General features: G+C 74.2%; 11 protein-coding genes. 5 read left to right on the top strand and 6 right to left on the bottom strand.

Annotation, left to right across the window (positions count from 1 at the left end; genetic code table 11):
- Window positions 1-291: 291 nt before the first annotated feature.
- Together AB0E02_RS14470 and treZ are read right to left on the bottom strand one after the other, a co-directional pair.
- Window positions 292-2,100: a PucR family transcriptional regulator gene (locus AB0E02_RS14470; protein WP_362138847.1), complete on the bottom strand. Its 1,809-nt coding sequence runs from the start codon at window positions 2,098-2,100 to the stop codon at window positions 292-294.
- Between the two features lie 103 nt (window positions 2,101-2,203).
- Complete coding sequence (treZ, locus tag AB0E02_RS14475) at window positions 2,204-3,988, bottom strand: malto-oligosyltrehalose trehalohydrolase (protein ID WP_362138849.1); 1,785 nt, start codon at window positions 3,986-3,988, stop codon at window positions 2,204-2,206.
- A gap of 234 nt (window positions 3,989-4,222) precedes the next feature.
- On the opposite strand from treZ, the gene AB0E02_RS14480 reads away from it, so the two are divergent.
- Window positions 4,223-4,768 carry a DUF1707 and FHA domain-containing protein gene (locus AB0E02_RS14480; RefSeq protein WP_030412518.1) on the top strand — a complete coding sequence of 182 codons (546 nt, stop codon included), beginning with the start codon at window positions 4,223-4,225 and terminating at the stop codon, window positions 4,766-4,768.
- On the opposite strand, the gene otr(A) is transcribed toward AB0E02_RS14480, so the two are convergent.
- Window positions 4,747-6,675: a tetracycline resistance ribosomal protection protein Otr(A) gene (gene otr(A) / locus AB0E02_RS14485; protein ID WP_362138852.1), complete on the bottom strand. Its 1,929-nt coding sequence runs from the start codon at window positions 6,673-6,675 to the stop codon at window positions 4,747-4,749. The genes AB0E02_RS14480 and otr(A) overlap by 22 nt on opposite strands.
- Window positions 6,676-6,859: 184 nt before the next feature.
- Window positions 6,860-8,299 carry a dihydrolipoyl dehydrogenase gene (gene lpdA / locus AB0E02_RS14490; RefSeq protein WP_362138854.1) on the bottom strand — a complete coding sequence of 480 codons (1,440 nt, stop codon included), beginning with the start codon at window positions 8,297-8,299 and terminating at the stop codon, window positions 6,860-6,862.
- Between the two features lie 141 nt (window positions 8,300-8,440).
- Here lpdA and AB0E02_RS14495 point away from each other — a divergent pair, with 141 nt between their 5' ends.
- A complete protein-coding gene (locus tag AB0E02_RS14495; protein WP_362138856.1) occupies window positions 8,441-9,337 on the top strand; it encodes a LysR family transcriptional regulator in 897 nt (298 codons plus the stop codon).
- A gap of 42 nt (window positions 9,338-9,379) precedes the next feature.
- Here AB0E02_RS14495 and treY read toward each other — a convergent pair whose 3' ends face one another.
- Complete coding sequence (gene treY / locus AB0E02_RS14500; RefSeq protein ID WP_362138858.1) at window positions 9,380-11,956, bottom strand: malto-oligosyltrehalose synthase; 2,577 nt, start codon at window positions 11,954-11,956, stop codon at window positions 9,380-9,382.
- Between the two features lie 150 nt (window positions 11,957-12,106).
- Between treY and AB0E02_RS14505 the strand changes: the two genes are divergently transcribed.
- Window positions 12,107-13,357: an MFS transporter gene (locus tag AB0E02_RS14505; RefSeq protein ID WP_362138860.1), complete on the top strand. Its 1,251-nt coding sequence runs from the start codon at window positions 12,107-12,109 to the stop codon at window positions 13,355-13,357.
- On the opposite strand, the gene glgX is transcribed toward AB0E02_RS14505, so the two are convergent.
- Window positions 13,317-15,524 (bottom strand): glycogen debranching protein GlgX, encoded by a 2,208-nt coding sequence (gene glgX, locus AB0E02_RS14510; protein WP_362138862.1) that lies wholly within the window; start codon window positions 15,522-15,524, stop codon window positions 13,317-13,319. The genes AB0E02_RS14505 and glgX overlap by 41 nt on opposite strands.
- A gap of 239 nt (window positions 15,525-15,763) precedes the next feature.
- Between glgX and AB0E02_RS14515 the strand changes: the two genes are divergently transcribed.
- A complete protein-coding gene (locus tag AB0E02_RS14515) occupies window positions 15,764-16,573 on the top strand; it encodes a Tat pathway signal sequence domain protein (RefSeq protein WP_362138864.1) in 810 nt (269 codons plus the stop codon).
- Between the two features lie 36 nt (window positions 16,574-16,609).
- Entirely contained in the window at window positions 16,610-17,947 is a 1,338-nt protein-coding gene (locus tag AB0E02_RS14520) for a copper amine oxidase (RefSeq protein WP_362138866.1), read from the top strand.
- Window position 17,948 lies beyond the last annotated feature (1 nt).

Here is a 17,948-nt window from a genome sequence, read left to right on the forward strand (position 1 = left end):
CCGGGCCCCAGGGTCGGGGGCTCGGGGTGCCGGGTGTCGGGTGCCGAGGGGCAGGCGGTGCGTCACCGGGCCGGGCGTGCCAGTGGTCCGGGTGCGGTGGTGGTCCGGCCGGTGGGCCCGGGGGCGGACGGTGTGTCACTGGTCCGGGCCCCAGGGTCGGGGGCTCGGGGTGCCGGGTGTCGGGTGCCGAGGGGCAGGCGGTGCGTCACCGGGCCGGGCGTGCCAGTGGTCCGGGTGCGGCGGTGGTCCGGCCGGTGGGCCCGGGGGAGGCACCGCCCCTTCTCCCTCGCGTTACGGCTCCGGCTGTGTCGGTGGAGGGGTGGCGGCCGTGGGTCGGCCGGCAGTCCCTGGGGTCGGCGTGCCGCCGCGGCGGATGCGGGTGGCCAGCCACAGGTCGAAGCGGTCGTCCGGGTCGTCCAGTCGGCGGCCCGTCAGATCCATGGCCTTGTCGAGGCGGTTGCGGACGGTGTGCCGGTGCACGCCGAGCCGGCGGCTGGTGGCGTCCCAGGCGCCGCCGGTCTCCAGCCAGGCCGCCAGGGTGGCGATCAGCTCCTCGCCGTGGTCGGCGAGGTCGAGCGGGCCGAGCACGGTGTCGGCGTAGCCCTGCAGTGTGTGGCGGTCGCCGAGGTCGAGCAGCAGTCGGCTGGCCTGGCTCTGCCGGGCCTCGGCCGGCTCGCCCGACGCCCGGCTGACGGCCAGTAGACCGGCCGCCTGCCGCAGCGACACCCGTACCGCCTCCGGTGCGGTGACCGGCCCGATGCCGGCCGGTCGGCCCGGCGCGAAGCGGGCCAGTACGTCCCGGATGTCCAGGTCTTCGCCGACCACCGCCTCGACCACCGGGCTGGACGGCCCGCCGGGTGTGCGGTCCGGTGCACCGGCCGGAGTGCCGCCGGTGGGGCCGCCCGCGGTGCCGTTGGTGGTGCCGCCCGGGGTACCGCCCACGACCCGGACCAGTCCGCCGGGCATCGCCAGGGCGAGGTCGGCGGCCATATCCTGCGCGGCGGACTCGGCGGAATCGGCGGAATCGGCGGTGAACCCGTCGGTGGGTTCGGGGGCGGACGGACCGGAACCGGCTCTCGTTGACCGCGTGCGCGCATCGTGCCCTGCCCGGGTGCGGGCAGCGTCCCCTGCCCGCGTGCGCGCGTCGTCCCCGCTCACCGCCTCCACCACCACGCCGCGCACCCGCTCGGTCGTCAGCCCCACCGAGTGCAGCATGTCCCGGGCCCGGCCGGGTGCCGGATGCTCCTCGGCCAGCAGCTCCGACAGCAGCGCCGACCGGCGGCGGCGCTCCGGCTCGTCGCGCAGGTGGCGGCGCTCCAGCTCCAGTGAGAGGAGCGAGACCAGACCGGGGACCACCGACCGGGCGGCGTCGTCCGGGCGGCCGGTGAGCAGCAACAGGCCGCGCAGCCGCCGCGCGCCCAACGGCTGCACCTCCAACTGCTGCCCGCCGGCCGTACTGGACGCGCTGCCGCGCAGCCCGCGCGCGGCGACCCGGTCGAGCAGATCGCGGGCCTGGGCCAGTGGGGTGCGCGGCTCCCGTTCACCCGCTGCCAGCAGCCGCCCGAGCGGGTCGAGCACCGCCGCGCCGACACCGGTCGCGGCCGTCCATTCCGCCAGCATCGGCCGCAGCCCGCTGCCGGCGGCCGCCGCGGTCAGCCGCCGCTGGGTGGCGAATGCCCGGTGCAGCGCCGCGCGCTGCTCGGTGGCCCGGGCGTCGAAGACCGCCTTGGTGACCGCGATGAACGGCACCTCGTCCGGCACCGTCAGCAGCGGCAGCCCGGCCTCCTCGGCCGCGGTCACCAGCGGCTCCGGCGCCTCCTGGTACGGCAGTCCCTGCCCCAGCCCGAGCGCCAGGCAGGCCGCCCCGCCCTCGGCGACATCCCGGACGTACGCCCGGCAGGCGGCCGGCTCCATGGGCAGCAGCAGGCCGATGGTCATCAGCAGTTCGCCGCCCTGGAGCCATTTGCCGGGCGACAGCAGGTCCGAGACGGTCGCGGCCTCGACCGTGCGGGCCAGCAGGTGCGGCGGCACCTCGTAGGTGACCGAGAGACGGAGGTCGGGCCGGGCCAGCAGGTCCGAGAGATGCAGCGGCACAGACATAGTGTCCACCACATCGTCATCGGATGGACGATCGGGCGAGCGAGGCTCGGCGGTGTGGCGCACCGGCGGGCCCGCGGACGCCCACCGCCCCGCCCGAACCGCCTCACGGCCCCAGTACCACCACCGACTCCGGAGGCAGCCGGAGGATGCCGTCCGCCCCCGAGAGCCGGGCCGTCGGCCAGCCCGCCAGGGCCGTAAGGGCCGGCCGGCGGTCGCCGGTCCCGGCCGGGAGCGGGACCGCGGCCGTCGTCTCCGGGGAGAGGTTGACCGCCACCCGTAGGGGGCCGCGGCACAGCAGTAGCCAGCGTGCCTTCTCGTCGAAGCGGACCGAGGTGTGCCGAGGGTCCGGGTCGGTCAGGGCGGGCAGTTCGCGACGGAGCGCCAGCAGCGTGCGGTACCAGGCCAGCAGGGCCGCGTGCGGGGCCACGGCCGGCTCGGACCAGTCCAGTACGCAGCGGTCACGGGTGGCCGGGTCCTGCGGGTCGGGCCACTCGGCGCGCTCGCCCGCCCAGGCGTGCTCGGCGAACTCCCGCCGCCGGCCGGCCCGTACCGCCTCCGCCAGCTCGGGATCGGTGTGGTCGGTGAAGTACTGCCAGGGTGTGCGCGCCCCCCACTCCTCGCCCATGAACAGCATCGGGGTGAACGGCGCGCACAGCACCAGCGCGCCGGCGCAGGCCAGCAGGCCGGGGGAGAGGCCGGCGGCGAGCCGGTCGCCGAGCGCCCGGTTGCCGATCTGGTCGTGCGTCTGGGCGTAGGCCAGCAGCCGGTACGCCGGGGTCTTCCGCAGGTCCAGCGGTGCGCCGTGCGGCCGGCCGCGGAAGCTGGAGTACGTACCGTCGTGGAAGAACCCGCCGGTCAGGGTCTTGGCGAGGGCGGCGAGCGGGGCCCGTGCGAAGTCCGCGTAGTAGCCCTGGGACTCACCGGTGAGCGCGGTGTGCAGGGCGTGGTGGAAGTCGTCGTTCCACTGGGCGTGCAGGCCCTGGCCGCCGCTGGTGCGCGGCGCGGTGGTGCGCGGATCGTTCAGATCGGACTCGGCGATCAGGAACAGCGGGCGGTGCAGCCGGCCGGCCAGCGCGTCCACCGCGGCGGACAGCTGGGCCAGGAAGTGCGGGCTCCGGTCGTCGTGCAGCGCGTGCACGGCGTCCAGCCGCAACCCGTCGAGCCGGTAGTCGCGCAGCCAGGACAGTGCGCTCCCGAGGAAGTAGGCGCGGACCTCGTCGGAACCGGGGGCGTCGAGGTTGACGGCCGCGCCCCACGGCGTGTGGTGGGTGTCGGTGAAGTACGGGCCGAATTCCGGGAGATGGTTGCCGGACGGGCCGAGGTGGTTGTGCACCACGTCGAGGACCACACCCAGGCCCAGGCCGTGCGCCGCGTCCACGAACCGCTTCAGCCCCTCGGGCCCGCCGTACGGCTCGTGCACCGCCCAGGGCGCGACCCCGTCGTAACCCCACCCGTGGGTGCCCGGGAACGGACAGACCGGCATCAGTTCGATGTGGGTGATGCCCAGGTCGGCCAGGTGCCGCAGGCGCGCGGCGGCGGCGTCGAAGGTGCCCTCCGGGGTGTACGTCCCGATGTGCAGCTCGTACAGGACCGCGCCGGGCAGCGGGCGGCCGGACCACGGATGGCGCCAGCCGAACCGGTCGTGCTCGACGACCGCGGCCGGGCCGCCGGGGCCCTCCGGCAGCCGGACGGCCCGGGGGTCGGGCAGCGCCGGCCCGTCGTCGAGCCGGAACGCGTAACGGTCGCCGTCGCGGGCCGGCGCCTCGGTGCGCCACCAGCCCGCGCGGACGTCGTCCGGCGCCATCGGAATCTCCGGTTCCGTGGCCCGCTCGCCCGCCCATCGGAGAGTCACCCGCCCGGCGCGCGGCGCCCACACCTCGAACAGCACGGCCGTCCTCCTTCGTTCGCACCCGGTCCGGACGACCCAAGCACGCCGGCGCGCCGCCCGACAGCCCGACGTGGCGGCACGGGCCGACATCGCGCCAATGCGCGCGTCCGTTCCGGCGAGGTGACGGGCCGTTGGCGGGCCGTTCGACGGGCCGTCCGGCACCGCCCGGGGCCGGCCGGTGCCGCGTACCCACCTCGCCTGGACAGCGGCTCGCGCGAGCCCGACAATCACGGCATGACTTCGCTGGAGTTCCCCGCGCGTCCGGCGCGGCCGTCGGACGCCGACCGGGAACGCGCCCTTGACCTGCTGCGGGACGGCGCGGCGCAGGGGCGGCTGTCCCAGGACACCTTCCTGCGGCGGCTGGAACTCGTGCTCACCGCCCAGGAGAACGCCGAACTCGACCTGCTCACCGCCGACTTGGCGAGCCGCGGCAAGGTCCAGGGCACCCTGCTGCGGGCGGTCGGCCGGGTCTCGGCGTTCCACCTCCGGGTGCGCCGGGCCTGGCGGATGGAGCGGCTGCCCAAGCTGCTGCTGCCCGAACCGAGCCCCCTCCCGCTGGTCATAGGGCGGGCACCGGGCGTCGGCCTGCGACTCAACCACGAGACGGTCTCCCGCGCGCACGCCGAGCTGCGCAGCGCCGGCAAGGGCTGGCTGCTGCGCGACCTCGGCTCCACCAACGGCACCTGCGTCAACGGCCGCCGGGTGGTCGGCGAGGTCCCGGTCGGCCCCGGCGACCACATCACCTTCGGCCACGTGGACTACGTCCTCACGGAGCGCTGAACCCCCGCCTCCGGGAGGTCGGAGCGCACCGGACGGTCCCCCGACGGGCTGGACGTCCACAGCCCCTCACCGTGCGTCAGTCCGGGCAACTCCCGCTGGGCCTGCGGCACATGACGCGCCGCGAGGGCCCCGCTGATCAGCCAGGACCGTCGGCCGCCGGTGGTCCGGTCGAGCTCCGCACCGAGCGCCGCGAGCCGGGCGGTCACCGGTGCCAGCGCGTCCACCGGAACCTCCGCCTCGAAGGCGTGGTACGGCTCGTAGACCCGGGTGCCGGCCCGGTCGAGCGCCCGCAGCAGGACGCCCGGGGTCACCGCCCGGAAGTCCCCGGCCGTGCTCAACGGCCCGATGAACCCGGACCGGGTCAGCACGACCCGGCAGTCCGTCACCGCCAGGCCGCGCGGACCGTTGCGCAGGGTGGCCAGCACGGTTTCCTCGACGGCCTGGTGGAAACCGTGCGGCAGGGCGCCCAGTTCGGTCTCGTAGGTGAAGACCGGACCGGAGCCGCGGGCGCCCGGCTCGACCCGCAGCCCGACCGTGGCCCACGGCCCGGTGTGCCCGCGCCGGGCGATCTCCACCAGCGCCTCGCCGACCCCGCAGGGCCGTTCCACGCACACCACCCGACTCGGTGCGAAGTCGGCCTCGATGTCGTACTCCTGACGCAGCGTCGCCGCCAGGACCTCCTTCTGCACCTCGCCGTGCAGCAGCACCGACGTCGCGCCGTCCGGCGCCGGGCGGACCGCCAGCAGTGGATCCTGGTCGGCCAGCGTCAGCAGCGCGGCGCGCAGGGCGGCGGCGCGCTCCGGGTCACGGGCGTGCACCACGGATTCGAGGGTGGGGGAGGGGAAGTGGGCGGGGCCGTCCGGGGTATCGCCGGACGGGCCCAGCCGGTCGCCGGTGCGGACGCCGGGCAGCCCGCGGACCACCGCGATGTTGCCGGCGGTCAGCGGCCCGTCGTCCCCGGGCGGCCGCCCGACGACGTCCAGCGCGGTGATCCGGCCGGTGAGCGGGTCGCCGCCGGCGCGGTGCAGCTCGACCCGCTGCCGGGCCCGCAGCTCGCCCGCGAACAACCTGAGGTACGCGGTCCGTTCGCCCTGCGGTGGCTGGTGCACGGCGAAGACCGTGCCGCGCGGCGGACCGCCCGGCGCCACCGGGGCCGGCGGGATCAGCCGGACCATGCCGTCGACCAGCGCCCGGACGCCCTGACCGACGAGGGCCGAGCCGAAGAACAGCGGATGCAGCGAACCGTCGGCCGTCCGGGCGGACAGCGCCGCCCGCAGCTGCTCCGCGTCCGGCGGCGTGCCCTCGACGAGCCGGGCCAGCACCGACTCGTCCACCTCCGCCACGGACTCCGCGATCCGCTCGCGCGCCTCCGGATCCGCCGGTGCGTACGGCACCGCGCGGGCCTGCGGGGTGCCGAGACCGGTCACGGACGTCAGGGGCACGACGGCCGGGGTCAGCAGCCGGCGGATGTCGGCCACCAGCTCCGCACCGCGGGCGCCGGGCCGGTCGATCTTGTTGACGAAGAGCAGGGTGGGCATGCGCAGCCGCCGCAGCGTCCGCATCAGCACCCGGGTCCTGGCCTGGACGCCCTCCACCGCGGACAGCAGCAGCACGGCGCCGTCGAGCACGCCGAGGGCCCGTTCGACCTCGGCGATGAAGTCCGAGTGGCCGGGGGTGTCGATCAGATTGACCTGGACGTCGCCGACGGTGAAGGAAGCGACGGCCGAGCGGATCGTGATGCCGCGCTGCCGCTCCAGCTCGCCGGTGTCGGTCCGGGTGTCACCGGCGTCCACACTGCCGAGCCGGTCGATGACGCCGGTGTCGAACAGCAGCCGCTCGGTGAGGCTGGTCTTACCCGCGTCGACGTGGGCGAGAATCCCGATGTTCAGGGTGTGCGAAAGGTGCATGGAAGGGGGCGTCCTCGAAGACAGTCGTCCGGATGGGGCGATGAGTCGTTCCGAGGAATCCGCGCATTCCGTTGCTCCTGTTCAGACATCCCTGTGTACCGGGCCATGGTGACAGCCGTGCGCCGGACCGCAACCGAATTAAACGGACGGCCCGGCGCACGGGGCCGGTGCTCGGTGCCGGTGCTCAGTGCTGGTGCAGCCCCCGTCCCGCCAGCGTCAGGAAGGTCTCACCGACCGCCTCCGACAGCGTTGGATGGGCGTGTACGAGCTGCGCCACATCGGACGGTTCGGCGTCCCAGGCCACGATCAGCTGGCTCTCCGCGATCATCTCCGAGACCTGCGGGCCCACCAGATGCACGCCCAGCACCGCCCCGGTGGCCGCACCCGCCGCCCCCTCGGCCGCCGCGATCACCTTCACCAGGCCGCCCTTGCCGTGCACCATGCCCTTCGCGGTCGCGGTCAACGGCAGGGTGTTGGCCTGGACCGCCAGTCCCCGGGCGCGCGCCTCCTCCTCCGTGAGGCCGACCGAGGCGGTCTGCGGCGAGGAGTACGTCACCCGCGGCACCGTCGCGTAGTCCACCGGACGGGACGGCACCCCCGCCAGCGTCTCGGCCACCAACAGCCCCTCGGCGAACGAGGCATGGGCCAGCCCCAGCGACGGCGGCGGCAGCAGGTCCCCCACCACATGGATGCCCGGCACCGCGGTCTCCAGCCGCGACCAGTCCGCCGGCACCACGTACCCCCGCTCGTCGGTGGCCAGTCCCGCCGCCTCCAGCCCCAGCCCGTCGGTCACCGGCACCCGCCCCACCGCCACCAGCAGCCGCTCCGCCTCGACCACCACCTCCTCGCCCTTGGAGGTCCGTACGGTCGCCCGGACCCCGTCCGGAAGGAGCTCGGTGCCGACGAGCATGGAGCCCGTCCGGACCGCGATACCGCGCTTCTTCAGGCCGCGCGCCAGATGGCGGCCCACATCGGCGTCCTCCAACGGCAGCAGCCGCTCGGCCGCCTCGACGAGTGTGACCTCGGCCCCCATGGACCGGTGGAACGAGGCGTACTCGACCCCGATCGCGCCCCCGCCCAGCACCAGCACCGACCCCGGAAGCTCCGCCGCGAACAGCGCATCATCGCTGGTCACGACGGTCCGCCCGTCCGCCGCCAGCCCCGGCAGCAGCCGCGGCCGGGACCCGGTGGCCAGCACGATGCCACGCCCGGCCGTGAACTCCCCGGCGCCCTCCACATGCGCCGTACGCGGCCCGGTCAGCCGCGCCGTCCCCCGCAGTACCCGCACCCCCGCGGTCCGCAGATGCCCCTCCACGCCCTGGTGGTTGCGCGTCACGATGCCGTCCCTGGTGGCCACCAGCGCCGGCCAGTCCAGCGCGTCCACACTGGCCTTGACGCCCCATCGCTCCCGGGCCTCCGCGATCCCGTCCACCAGCTCGGCGGCGTGCAGCATCGCCTTGCTGGGGATGCAACCGCGGTGCAGACAGGTGCCGCCGATCAGATCCCGCTCGGCCAGCACCACCCGCAGCCCCAGAGCGGCGGCCCGCAGCGCGGTGCTGTACCCGCCGGTGCCGCCGCCGATCACGATGACGTCGGGTGTGGTGAATCGATCCCTCTCACTCATGGGCCCAGCCTCCGCCCACCTGCACTCATGAGTCCAAGGCAATGTTTTTATGGAGCTGATGAGGAACCGTCATACCGGTGTGGCGGGAGCAACGGTGAGCAACCACCACGGCGCCGCAGACACCCACGTGGGAGGCCGGCCATGAGCCTGCGGCAGATGGAATACCTCGTGGCCGTGGTGGAAGAGGAGTCCTTCACCCGCGCCGCCGAGGCCCTGCACGTCACCCAGTCCGCCCTCTCCCACCAGATCAAGGCACTGGAACGGGAGGTCGGCGGCCCGCTGCTGGAGCGGATGCCGCGCGGCGTACGGCTGACCGCGATGGGCCGGGCCTACTTCCCGCACGCCGAACTCGCCGTGCGCAGCGCCCGGCAGGCCCGGCGCGCCGCACTGGCCGCGGGCGGCGCCCGGACCGGAGAACTCCACATCGCCACGGTGCATGCGCACGCCCTCGGAGTGCTGCCGGAGGTCTGCGCCCGCTGGGCCCGGTCCAGGCCCGGCGTACGCCTGGTGCTGCACGAATACGCCACCACCGGTGAGCTGGAGGAACAGATGGCGCGCGGGGTGGCCGACATGGCGCTGGGGCCCCGCCCCAAGGACTGGCCGGGGCCGGTCAGCGTGGTCGGAAGCGAGCGCATGGTGCTCGTGGTCCCGCACGGCGATCCGCTCGCCGCCCGGGCCTCGGTGCGGCTGGCGGACCTCGCGGACCGGCCCTGGGTGCGCTGCAGCCTGGAGCCGGTGGTCGACGGCCGGCGCTGGCTGGACGTGGAGTGCGAACGGGTCGGCTTCACCCCGCGCACCGCGGTCCGCACCCAGCACACCTCGACCGCCGTCCGGATGGCCTCGGCGGGCGTCGGGGTGCTGCTCACCGCGGCCCATGAACTGACCGGCCTGGACTGCGCGTCGGTGCCCACCGACCCACCGTGGCGCCGCGAGATCACGGTCTTCTCCCGCGTCCAACTGACCGGCGCAGCCGCGCAGTTCACCGACCTCCTGCGCACGACCGGCCCCGCGGCCGCCGACCTGGCGGACGCCCCCTGAACCGGACGACGGCCCGCCCCGAAGGAGGACGCCGCCGGCCCGTCACTCCCGTACGAACAACGCCACCGGCGACCGGGACAGCAGCTCGCTCAGCCCCACCACCTCGCCGCCCGGCAGTTCCCGCCCGGTTCCGCCGGTCAGCGCATCGCGCCAGGGGCCGCCCGGCGGCATCCGCAGCCCGGTGTCCCACCAGCCGCCGGTCTCCACCAGGCGCAGCGAGTGCCGGGTCACCACCGTCAGCACCCGCCCGGTACGGCAGAAGGCGACACAGTGCTCGGCCGCCGGCCCCTCCGCGTACACCGGGGTGTACGAGCCGGCCGCGCCGAACCACTCCGGATGCGCCCGCCGCAGCCGCAGCGCCGCGACGGTCAACCGCAGCTTCTCCCCGGCCAGATCGAGCGGCGCGCTCCCGCCCGGCCCACCGTCCCGTCTGCCCTCCGCCCCGCCGTCCAGTTCGGCGAGCAGCTCGGGGCGGAAGGCGGCGGGCCGCCGGTTGTCCGGGTCGACCAGTGCGGCGTAGGTGAGTTCGGTCCCCTGATAGAGGTCCGGGACGCCCGGCATCGTCAGATGCAGCAGCGCCGCCCCCAGGACGTTGGCGCGGATGTACGGCGCGAGCTGCGCCGCCAGCGCGGCCAGCGGCGCGGCCGTCACTCCGCACGGCCCGGTCCGTACGAACTCCGTCACCGCCTCCTCGTACGCCGCGTTCGGCTCCGTCCACGAGGTGCGCAGTCCGGCCTCCCGCACGGCCTTGAGGACCGCGGGCGCCACCCTTCCCCAGCTCTCGCCGGGTGAGGGCCCGGTGGCCGCGGGCCCGTCGGTGGTGGCGCCCAGGCCGAAGGCGGTCTGCCAGGCCAGCCAGGAGACCATCGGATCGGCCGGCCCGGCAGCGGGCAGCAACGCCGTCCCGGCGCCGCACACCGCGTCCTCTCCGATCCCGGCCAGCACGTCCCGCCACCGGTCCGGGCACTCCGACAGCACCGCGATCCGCGCCCGGACGTCGGCGCTGCGCTTGGTGTCGTGCGTGGAGAGCACCGTGCCGGTCGCCGGCCAGTCCCGCTGGATGCGGGCGCCGTACGCATGGAACGCCTCCGGGCCGAGCGCGGGCTCACCGGGGTCGCCGCCCACCTCACAGGCCGACAGCAGCACCGGATAGCGGTAGAAGGCGGTGTCCTCCACGGACTTGGCGTGCAGCGCGGACGCCGTCTGGGCGAAACGGGCGGCGAAGTCGGCCCGGTCGAGACGGTCGGTCCGGTCGGGACCGTCGGCAGGATCCGGAGTCTCGCTGAGCGCCGCTTCACCGTCCGCGCCGACCCCCAGCGCGAGATCGTGGATCAGGTCCACCGCCCGGGCCTCCTCGGGCACCCGGAACGCGGTGCGTGCCCCGGCCGCCGCCCGGCCCAGCATCGCCGCGTCCTGCGCCGCCCGCGTGGCGTCGCCGGCGTACGGCCGGTAGACCGGCAGCCGGACGAGCAGTTCGCGCAGCGCCTGCCGCAACGCCCACGGCGCATGGTCGCCCGGCCGCGGATCGCGCGCACTGATCCGGGCCGCGGTGCGCACCAGCCGCTCCACCTCGGCGGCCAGGTCATGGCTGACCACCTCGTAGGCGGCCCGGCGCACCGTCTCCTCCCAGTCGCCGCCCTCGTCGGCCAGCGGCGTGACGAAGTCCCGGTAGTGGGAGAAGAGCCGCCCGGCGCCCTGTGGGCAGACGAACAGCCCGTCGATGTGGCGCAGCGCGTCATAGCCGGTGGTGCCCGCGCAGGCCCAGCTGCCGGGCAGCCGCTCCTCGCCCGTGAGGATCTTCTCGACGACCGTCCAGCGCCCGCCGGTGGCCGCACGCAGCCGCGCCAGATAGCCAACGGGGTCGGCCAGCCCGTCCGGGTGGTCGATGCGCAGCCCGTCGATGACGCCCTCGCGGATCAGCCGCAGCACCGTCGCGTGCGTCGCCTCGAAGACCGCCGGCTCCTCGACGCGCACCGCGATGAGGTCCGAAATGGTGAAGAAACGGCGGTAGTTCAGCTCGCTGCGGGCCAGCCGCCACCAGGCGAGGCGGTACCACTGCGCCTCCAGCAGGTGCGCCAGCGGCAGTTCCTCGGTACCGGGGCGCAGCGGGAAGACCTTGTCGTGGTAGCACAGCACCCCGTCCTCCGGATCGACGCGGAGGTGCCGTGCCTCGTCGCCGATCCGCCCGCCCAGCACCGGCAGCAGCAGCCGGCCGTCGTGCCCGCCGTCCCAGTCGACGTCGAACCAGCGGGCGTACGGGGACGCCGGGCCGTCCCGCAGGACCTCCCACAGCGGCGTGTTCAGAACCGTCCGCCCCGGCACCGCCATGTGGTTCGGCACGATGTCGACGACCAGCCCGAGGCCGTGCGCCCGGGCCGTCGCCGCCAGGGACCGCAGGCCCGGCTCGCCGCCGAGTTCGGCCCGCACCTGCGTGTGGTCGACGACGTCGTACCCGTGCGTGGACCCCGGCACCGCCTCCAGCACCGGCGACAGGTGCAGATGGGAGACGCCCAGCGCGGCCAGATGGGGGACCACCCGCTCGGCGGCCGAGAACGGGAAGTCCGGCTGGAGCTGCAGCCGGTAGGTGGCGGTCGGCGACAAACTGGAAGGCTGCGTCATGGGAACACCCGTACCCCGCCGACGGCCCGTTCTGTCATCGCTGCGCGGCATTGGCGTCGTCGTTTCCTCCAACCCCGTGCGCCGGGACGGCAGGCCGCTTCGTACGTCCCGTGCGTACGGCGCGCAGCCCCCGGCGGATAGCGTCGGGCGATGACCGCCGTCACCGCCTACCGCCGGGTGATCGCCCTGAGCGGGCCGCTGCTGCCCCTGGTGTCCTTCCTCGGCCGGCTCCCGACCGCCATGTGCCAGCTCGGCAGCCTTCTGCTGGTGGCCGACACCAGCGGCTCACTGGCCACCGCGGGCCTCGTGGGCGGGGCCCTGGCGGCGGGTCAGACGGCCGGCGGGCCGCTGCTCGGCCGGCTCGCCGACCGGCACGGCCAGCGTCCGGTGGTGCTGGCCGCCTGCTGGTGCGACGCGCTCGCCGTGGCGGCCCTGGTTGCCGCCGCCCTGGCCCGGTCCGGGACCCTGCCGCTGGTGCTGCTCGCGCTGCTGGCCGGGGCCGCCGTGCCGCAGATCGGCCCGCTCGCCCGCACCCGGCTGGTCGCACTGGCCCGCCGGGCCCGGGCCGACGACCGCACGGTCACCACCGCGCTGTCCTTCGAGGGCACCCTGGACGAGGTGTCGTTCGTGCTCGGCCCGGCCCTGGTGGGACTGTCCGCCACCCTCGCCCGCCCGGCCGTCGCACTCGCCCTGGCCGCGGTGCTGCTGGCCGTCTGCGGTTCGGCGTTCGCGCTGCACCCGACGGCGGCCGTGGTCCGGCCCGCCGGACGGCAACCGGCCGCCGCCGCACCGGCCCGCGCCCGAACGCCCCGGGCGGTCCACGGGATGCGCGCTTCGATGGCGTTGCAAGGCGTCCTCTTCGGTGCCTGCCAGGCCGGCATCACCGCCCTCACCGACCGTCTGAACCAGCCCGGCCAGGCCGGGCTGGTCTATGCCGCGATGGGTGTGATGAGCGCCGCCGCCGGGCTGTCGCTGGCGCTGGTCCCCGCCCGGATCGGGCTGCCGGCGCGCTGGCGGACGGCCGCCGCGGCACTGATCGTGCTGTCCGTGCCGCTGTTGTGGGTACGGACGCTGGGGGCGCTCTATCTGGTCGTCGTGGTGCTCGGCGCGGCTATCGCCCCGCATCTGATCACCGTCTTCGGGCTGACCGAACGCCTGGTGCCGGCCACCCGGCTGGCCGAGGCGATGGCCTTCCTCACCAGCGCGGTGGTCGGCGGCCAGGCGCTCTCCCTGGCCGCCTCCGGCCGGCTCGCCGAGGCGTACGGCCCGGCCGCCGCCTTCGCGGTGGCCGTCTGCGCCGCCGTACTGATCCTCGGCATCGCCCTTGCCACCCGGGGCCCGGCCCCGGCGCCCGCGGCCGCTACGCGGGCCGCTGCAGCACCAGCATGCTCCGGTCGGTGAGCGTCAACCGGTCGCCCGCCTTGACCTTCGCACCCCCGCCGTCCGCCACCGACCGCGGCCGGTCGGTGTCCACCACGACCTGCCACTGCCGGCCGAGGTGCTCCGGAACCGTGAACTCCTTCTCCTGGTCGTGGGCGTTGAACATCAGCAGGAACGAGTCGTCGGTGACCGGCTCCCCGCGGGGCCCCGGCTCCGAGATCGAGCTGCCGTTGAGGAAGACCGTCAGGGACTTGGCGTGCGCCGACTGCCAGTCCCGCGGCCCCATCTCCCGGCCGCCCGCGGTGCACCAGGCGATGTCCGACAGCTCGTCGTGGGTGCCCTCGATCGGATGACCCTGGAAGAACCGCCGGCGCCGGAAGACCGGGTGGTCGCGCCGCAGCCACACCATCTGCCGGACGAACTCCAGCAGCTCCAGCTGTTCCTCGTCACCCCACTCCGCGGCCGCCGCCTCCGCCGTCTCGTCCTCGTCCTCCTCGTCCTCCTCGTCCGTCGCGTAGGTGTCCTCCTCCGGGCCCGCGGGCTCCGGCCAGTGCACCCACGACAGCTCGTTGTCCTGGCAGTACGCGTTGTTGTTGCCGCCCTGGCTGCGGCCGAACTCGTCCCCGTGGCTGAGCATCGGCACGCCCTGCGACAACATCAGCGTGGCGATGAAGTTCCGCATCTGCCGGGCCCGCAGCCGCCGCACCCCGGGGTCGTCGGACGGCCCCTCGGCACCGCAGTTCCAGGACCGGTTGTAGCGCTCACCGTCGCGGTTGTCCTCGCCGTTGGCCTGGTTGTGCTTGTCGTTGTACGAGACCAGATCGCGCAGGGTGAAGCCGTCGTGGCAGGTCACGAAGTTGACCGAGGCCAGCGGGCGGCGCCCGTCCTCCTGATAGAGGTCCGACGAGCCCGTCAGCCGGGACCCGAACTCCGCGAGGGTCCGGGGCTCGCCCCGCCACAGGTCCCGCACGGTGTCGCGGTACTTCCCGTTCCACTCGGTCCACAGCGGCGGGAAGTTCCCCACCTGATAGCCGCCCTCGCCGACGTCCCAGGGCTCGGCGATCAGCTTCACCTGGCTGACGACCGGGTCCTGGTGCACCAGGTCGAAGAACGACGACAGCCGGTCCACCTCGTGGAACTGGCGCGCCAGCGTCGCCGCCAGATCGAAGCGGAAGCCGTCCACCCGCATCTCCTGCACCCAGTAGCGCAGTGAGTCCATGACCAGCTGGAGCACGTGCGGACTGCGCATCAGCAGGGAATTCCCGGTGCCGGTGGTGTCCATGTAGTACTGCCGGTCGTCACAGAGCCGGTAGTACGAGGCGTTGTCCAGCCCCCGGAACGACAGCGTCGGCCCCAGATGGCTGCCCTCGGCCGTGTGGTTGTAGACCACGTCGAGGATCACCTCGATACCGGCCTGGTGCAGCGCCCGCACCGCCGTCTTGAACTCCAGCACCTGCTGCCCCCGGTCGCCCCAGGAGGCGTAGGCGTTGTGCGGTGCGAAGAAACCGATGGTGTTGTAGCCCCAGTAGTTCGTCAGCCCGGCGTCCACCAGCCGGTGGTCCTGGACGAACTGGTGCACCGGCATCAGCTCCAGGGCGGTCACCCCGAGCTTCGTCAGGTGCTCGATGATCGCCGGATGCGCCAGCGCGGCATAGGTGCCGCGCAGCTCCTCGGGGAGCTCCGGGTGGCACATCGTCAGGCCCTTCACATGGGCCTCGTAGAGCACGGTCTCGTGGTACGCGGTGCGCGGCGGACGGTCGTCGCCCCAGTCGAAGTACGGATTGACCACCACGGAGGCCATGGTGTGCGGCGCCGAGTCCAGGTCGTTGCGGACCTCGGGCCGCCCGAAGTGGTAGCCGTAGACCGCCTCGTCCCAGTCGATCACCCCGCTCATCGCCCGGGCGTACGGGTCGAGCAGCAGTTTCGCGGAGTTGCAGCGGTTCCCCCGCTGCGGTTCGTAGGGACCGTGCACCCGGAATCCGTAGCGCTGTCCCGGCATCACCCCCGGAAGATAGGCGTGCCGCACAAAGGCGTCACTCTCACGCAGCTCGACGGCGGTCTCCGAGCCGTCGTCGTGCAGCAGACACAGTTCGATGCGGTTCGCGGCTTCGGAGAACACCGCGAAGTTGGTGCCCGCCCCGTCATAGGTGGCACCCAGCGGATACATCTGTCCCGGCCAGACCTGCATGCGTAGACTCTTCCACTTTCTCGTCGGGCGCTGCGGCGACTCCACGACACACGTCCGCGGACCGAGGGGAATTCCTTCCCCAACTTGTCGCAACTTGTCCCTCACAGAGGGATTTTCGCGAGATTCCCGCTGAATGGTGGCAACCCGTCGGGATGTCGGATCGTCCTAATGGTCGTCCTACTGGAGGACCCACGGGGGACCGCGACCGCATGTCACGGATGTGACAGCAGGGGGGAACCGTGCACCGACTGCTGCACCGCCACCTCGGGAAGGCCCTCGCCGGCGCCGCCCTGGCGCTGACCGGCACCGCCGTCATGGCCGCCGTCACCCTGCCGGCCGGCGCCGGCGCCACCGGCACGACGGACGCCCGGCCGGCCGGGGCCGGCGCCCCGGCCCCGGGACGCGGTCCCGGCGCGCCGCCGCCGGGCGTCGTCGAGCCGGCCGGCACCCAGGGCGAACGCGGCCGGGGACGCGATCCGCTCACCGACGACGAGCTCCGGCGGGCCCGGGACCTGGCGCAGCCGCGCGCCCTGCGCAACGCCGCCAGGAACGTCACCGGCCGCCCGGGGCCCGAGCCGCTCCTCACCGATCTGGCCGAACGCCGTCCCGCTGAGGCCGGCCTGGCCGACCCGCCGCGCCGGGCCCTGGTCTCGTTCTACGACTACGCGACCGACGGCTACGTCACCACCACGGTCAATCTGACCACCGCCACGGTGGAGGCCACCGACACCCAGCACGGCGTCCAGCCGCCGCCCAGCCACGCCGAGGCGGTCGAGGCGGCCCGGCTGCTGATCGCCGACCCGCTCGGCGCCGGACTGCGACAGGACTACCGCCACGCCACCGGCCACGACCTCACCGGACCCGACCCGCTCGCGGTCACCGGCTTCGTCTACCGCGGCCGCGCCGAGGGCGACGCCCCGGGCGCCCTGGCCGCCTGCGGACCGCACCGCTGCGTCCGCCTCTTCACCAAGGTCGAGAACGGCCCGTGGATCGACACCCGCCGCCTCGTGATCGACCTCAGCGCCCGCACCGTCGCCCGCCTCGGCTGACCGCCGCCACTCCCTCCCCTCCCCGGAGCCGCCACCATGCCCGGAAGGCACCCCACCGGCGCCCGCATCCGCCGGCGCACCACCGCGCTCGCCGCCGCCCCTTTACTGCTCGCCGCGACCGCCCTGCTGACCGCCCCGGCCGTCCAGGCGGCCCCCGAAGCCCGCGAAGACCCCGGAACGCGCGCCGCCGCCCCACCCTGCTCCGCCGCGTTCCGTATCTCCCGGACGCTGGACGGCGGCACCACCTGGCGGATGTGCTGGCACTACGAGGGCAACGCCGGCCTGGTCCTGGACGACGTCTCGTACCGGCCCAAGGGCGAACCCCGCCCGGTCAAGGTGCTCACCAGCGCCCGCCTCGGCCAGATCCACGTCCCCTACGACGACGGCAGGAACGAGTACGACGACCTCACCGGCCAGGGCTTCGCCCAGGGCCTGCAGAAACTCACGCCCGCCGAGTGCCCCGGCGGCACCATCAAGACCGTCAAGGTGCCCGGCGCCTACGACCCCGCCCACCCGAATGTCAGCGGCCTGTGCACCACCACCCGCGCCCGCGGCCACGCCTACCGCATGGGCCCCTACCCCGGCGAGCAGGCCCCGACCTACCAGCTCCAGGGCCAGGACCTGCTGGTCTACACCGTCAACAAGGTCGGCTGGTACGAGTACCTCACCGAATGGCGGTTCGCCGGCGACGGCACCATGACGTTCCAGGTCGGCGCCACCGGCACCGTCTCACCCGGTGACTACGACGCCGGCGACGGCCGCGGCATGCCGCTCGGCAAGGGCGCCAAGGACTACGCCACCAGCCACAGCCACAACGTCTTCTGGCGCCTCGACTTCGGCCTGGACGGATCCTCCGCCAACAAGGTCGAGCAGTTCGATTCGGCCACCACCACTCGCCCCGGCGGCAACACGCCCACCATCCGCACCACCCGTACCCCCGTCACCCGGGAACTCGCCGGCGACGCCGGACCGCTGTGCTGGTGGCGGGTGGTCAGCCCCAACGGCCGCAACAAGGACGGCCATCCGCGCTCGTACGAGATCGTGCCGGGCCACACCAGCAAGTACACCGGCCGCGGTTACACCCGGCACGACGTCTATTTCACGGACTACAACACCTGCGAGCGGTTCGCCAGCAACAACCTTGCCAACTGCGGTACACGCGCCGGGCGGAGCGTGGACACCTGGGTCAACGGTCAGCCGCTGAAACACCCCATCGCGTGGGTCAACATCGGGTTCCACCACATCGCCAGGGACGAGGACCAGGAGCCGATGCCCGTCCACTGGCAGGGCTTCCAGCTGGTCCCGCGCGACGTCACGGCTATGAATCCGCTCACTCCGCCCGCCCTCGCCGGTCACAACGGGCACTATGGATAAG

It is taken from the genome of Streptomyces sp. NPDC048196, from assembly GCF_040652715.1.
In the GTDB taxonomy this organism is placed as follows: Bacteria; Actinomycetota; Actinomycetes; order Streptomycetales; family Streptomycetaceae; genus Streptomyces; species Streptomyces siderophoricus.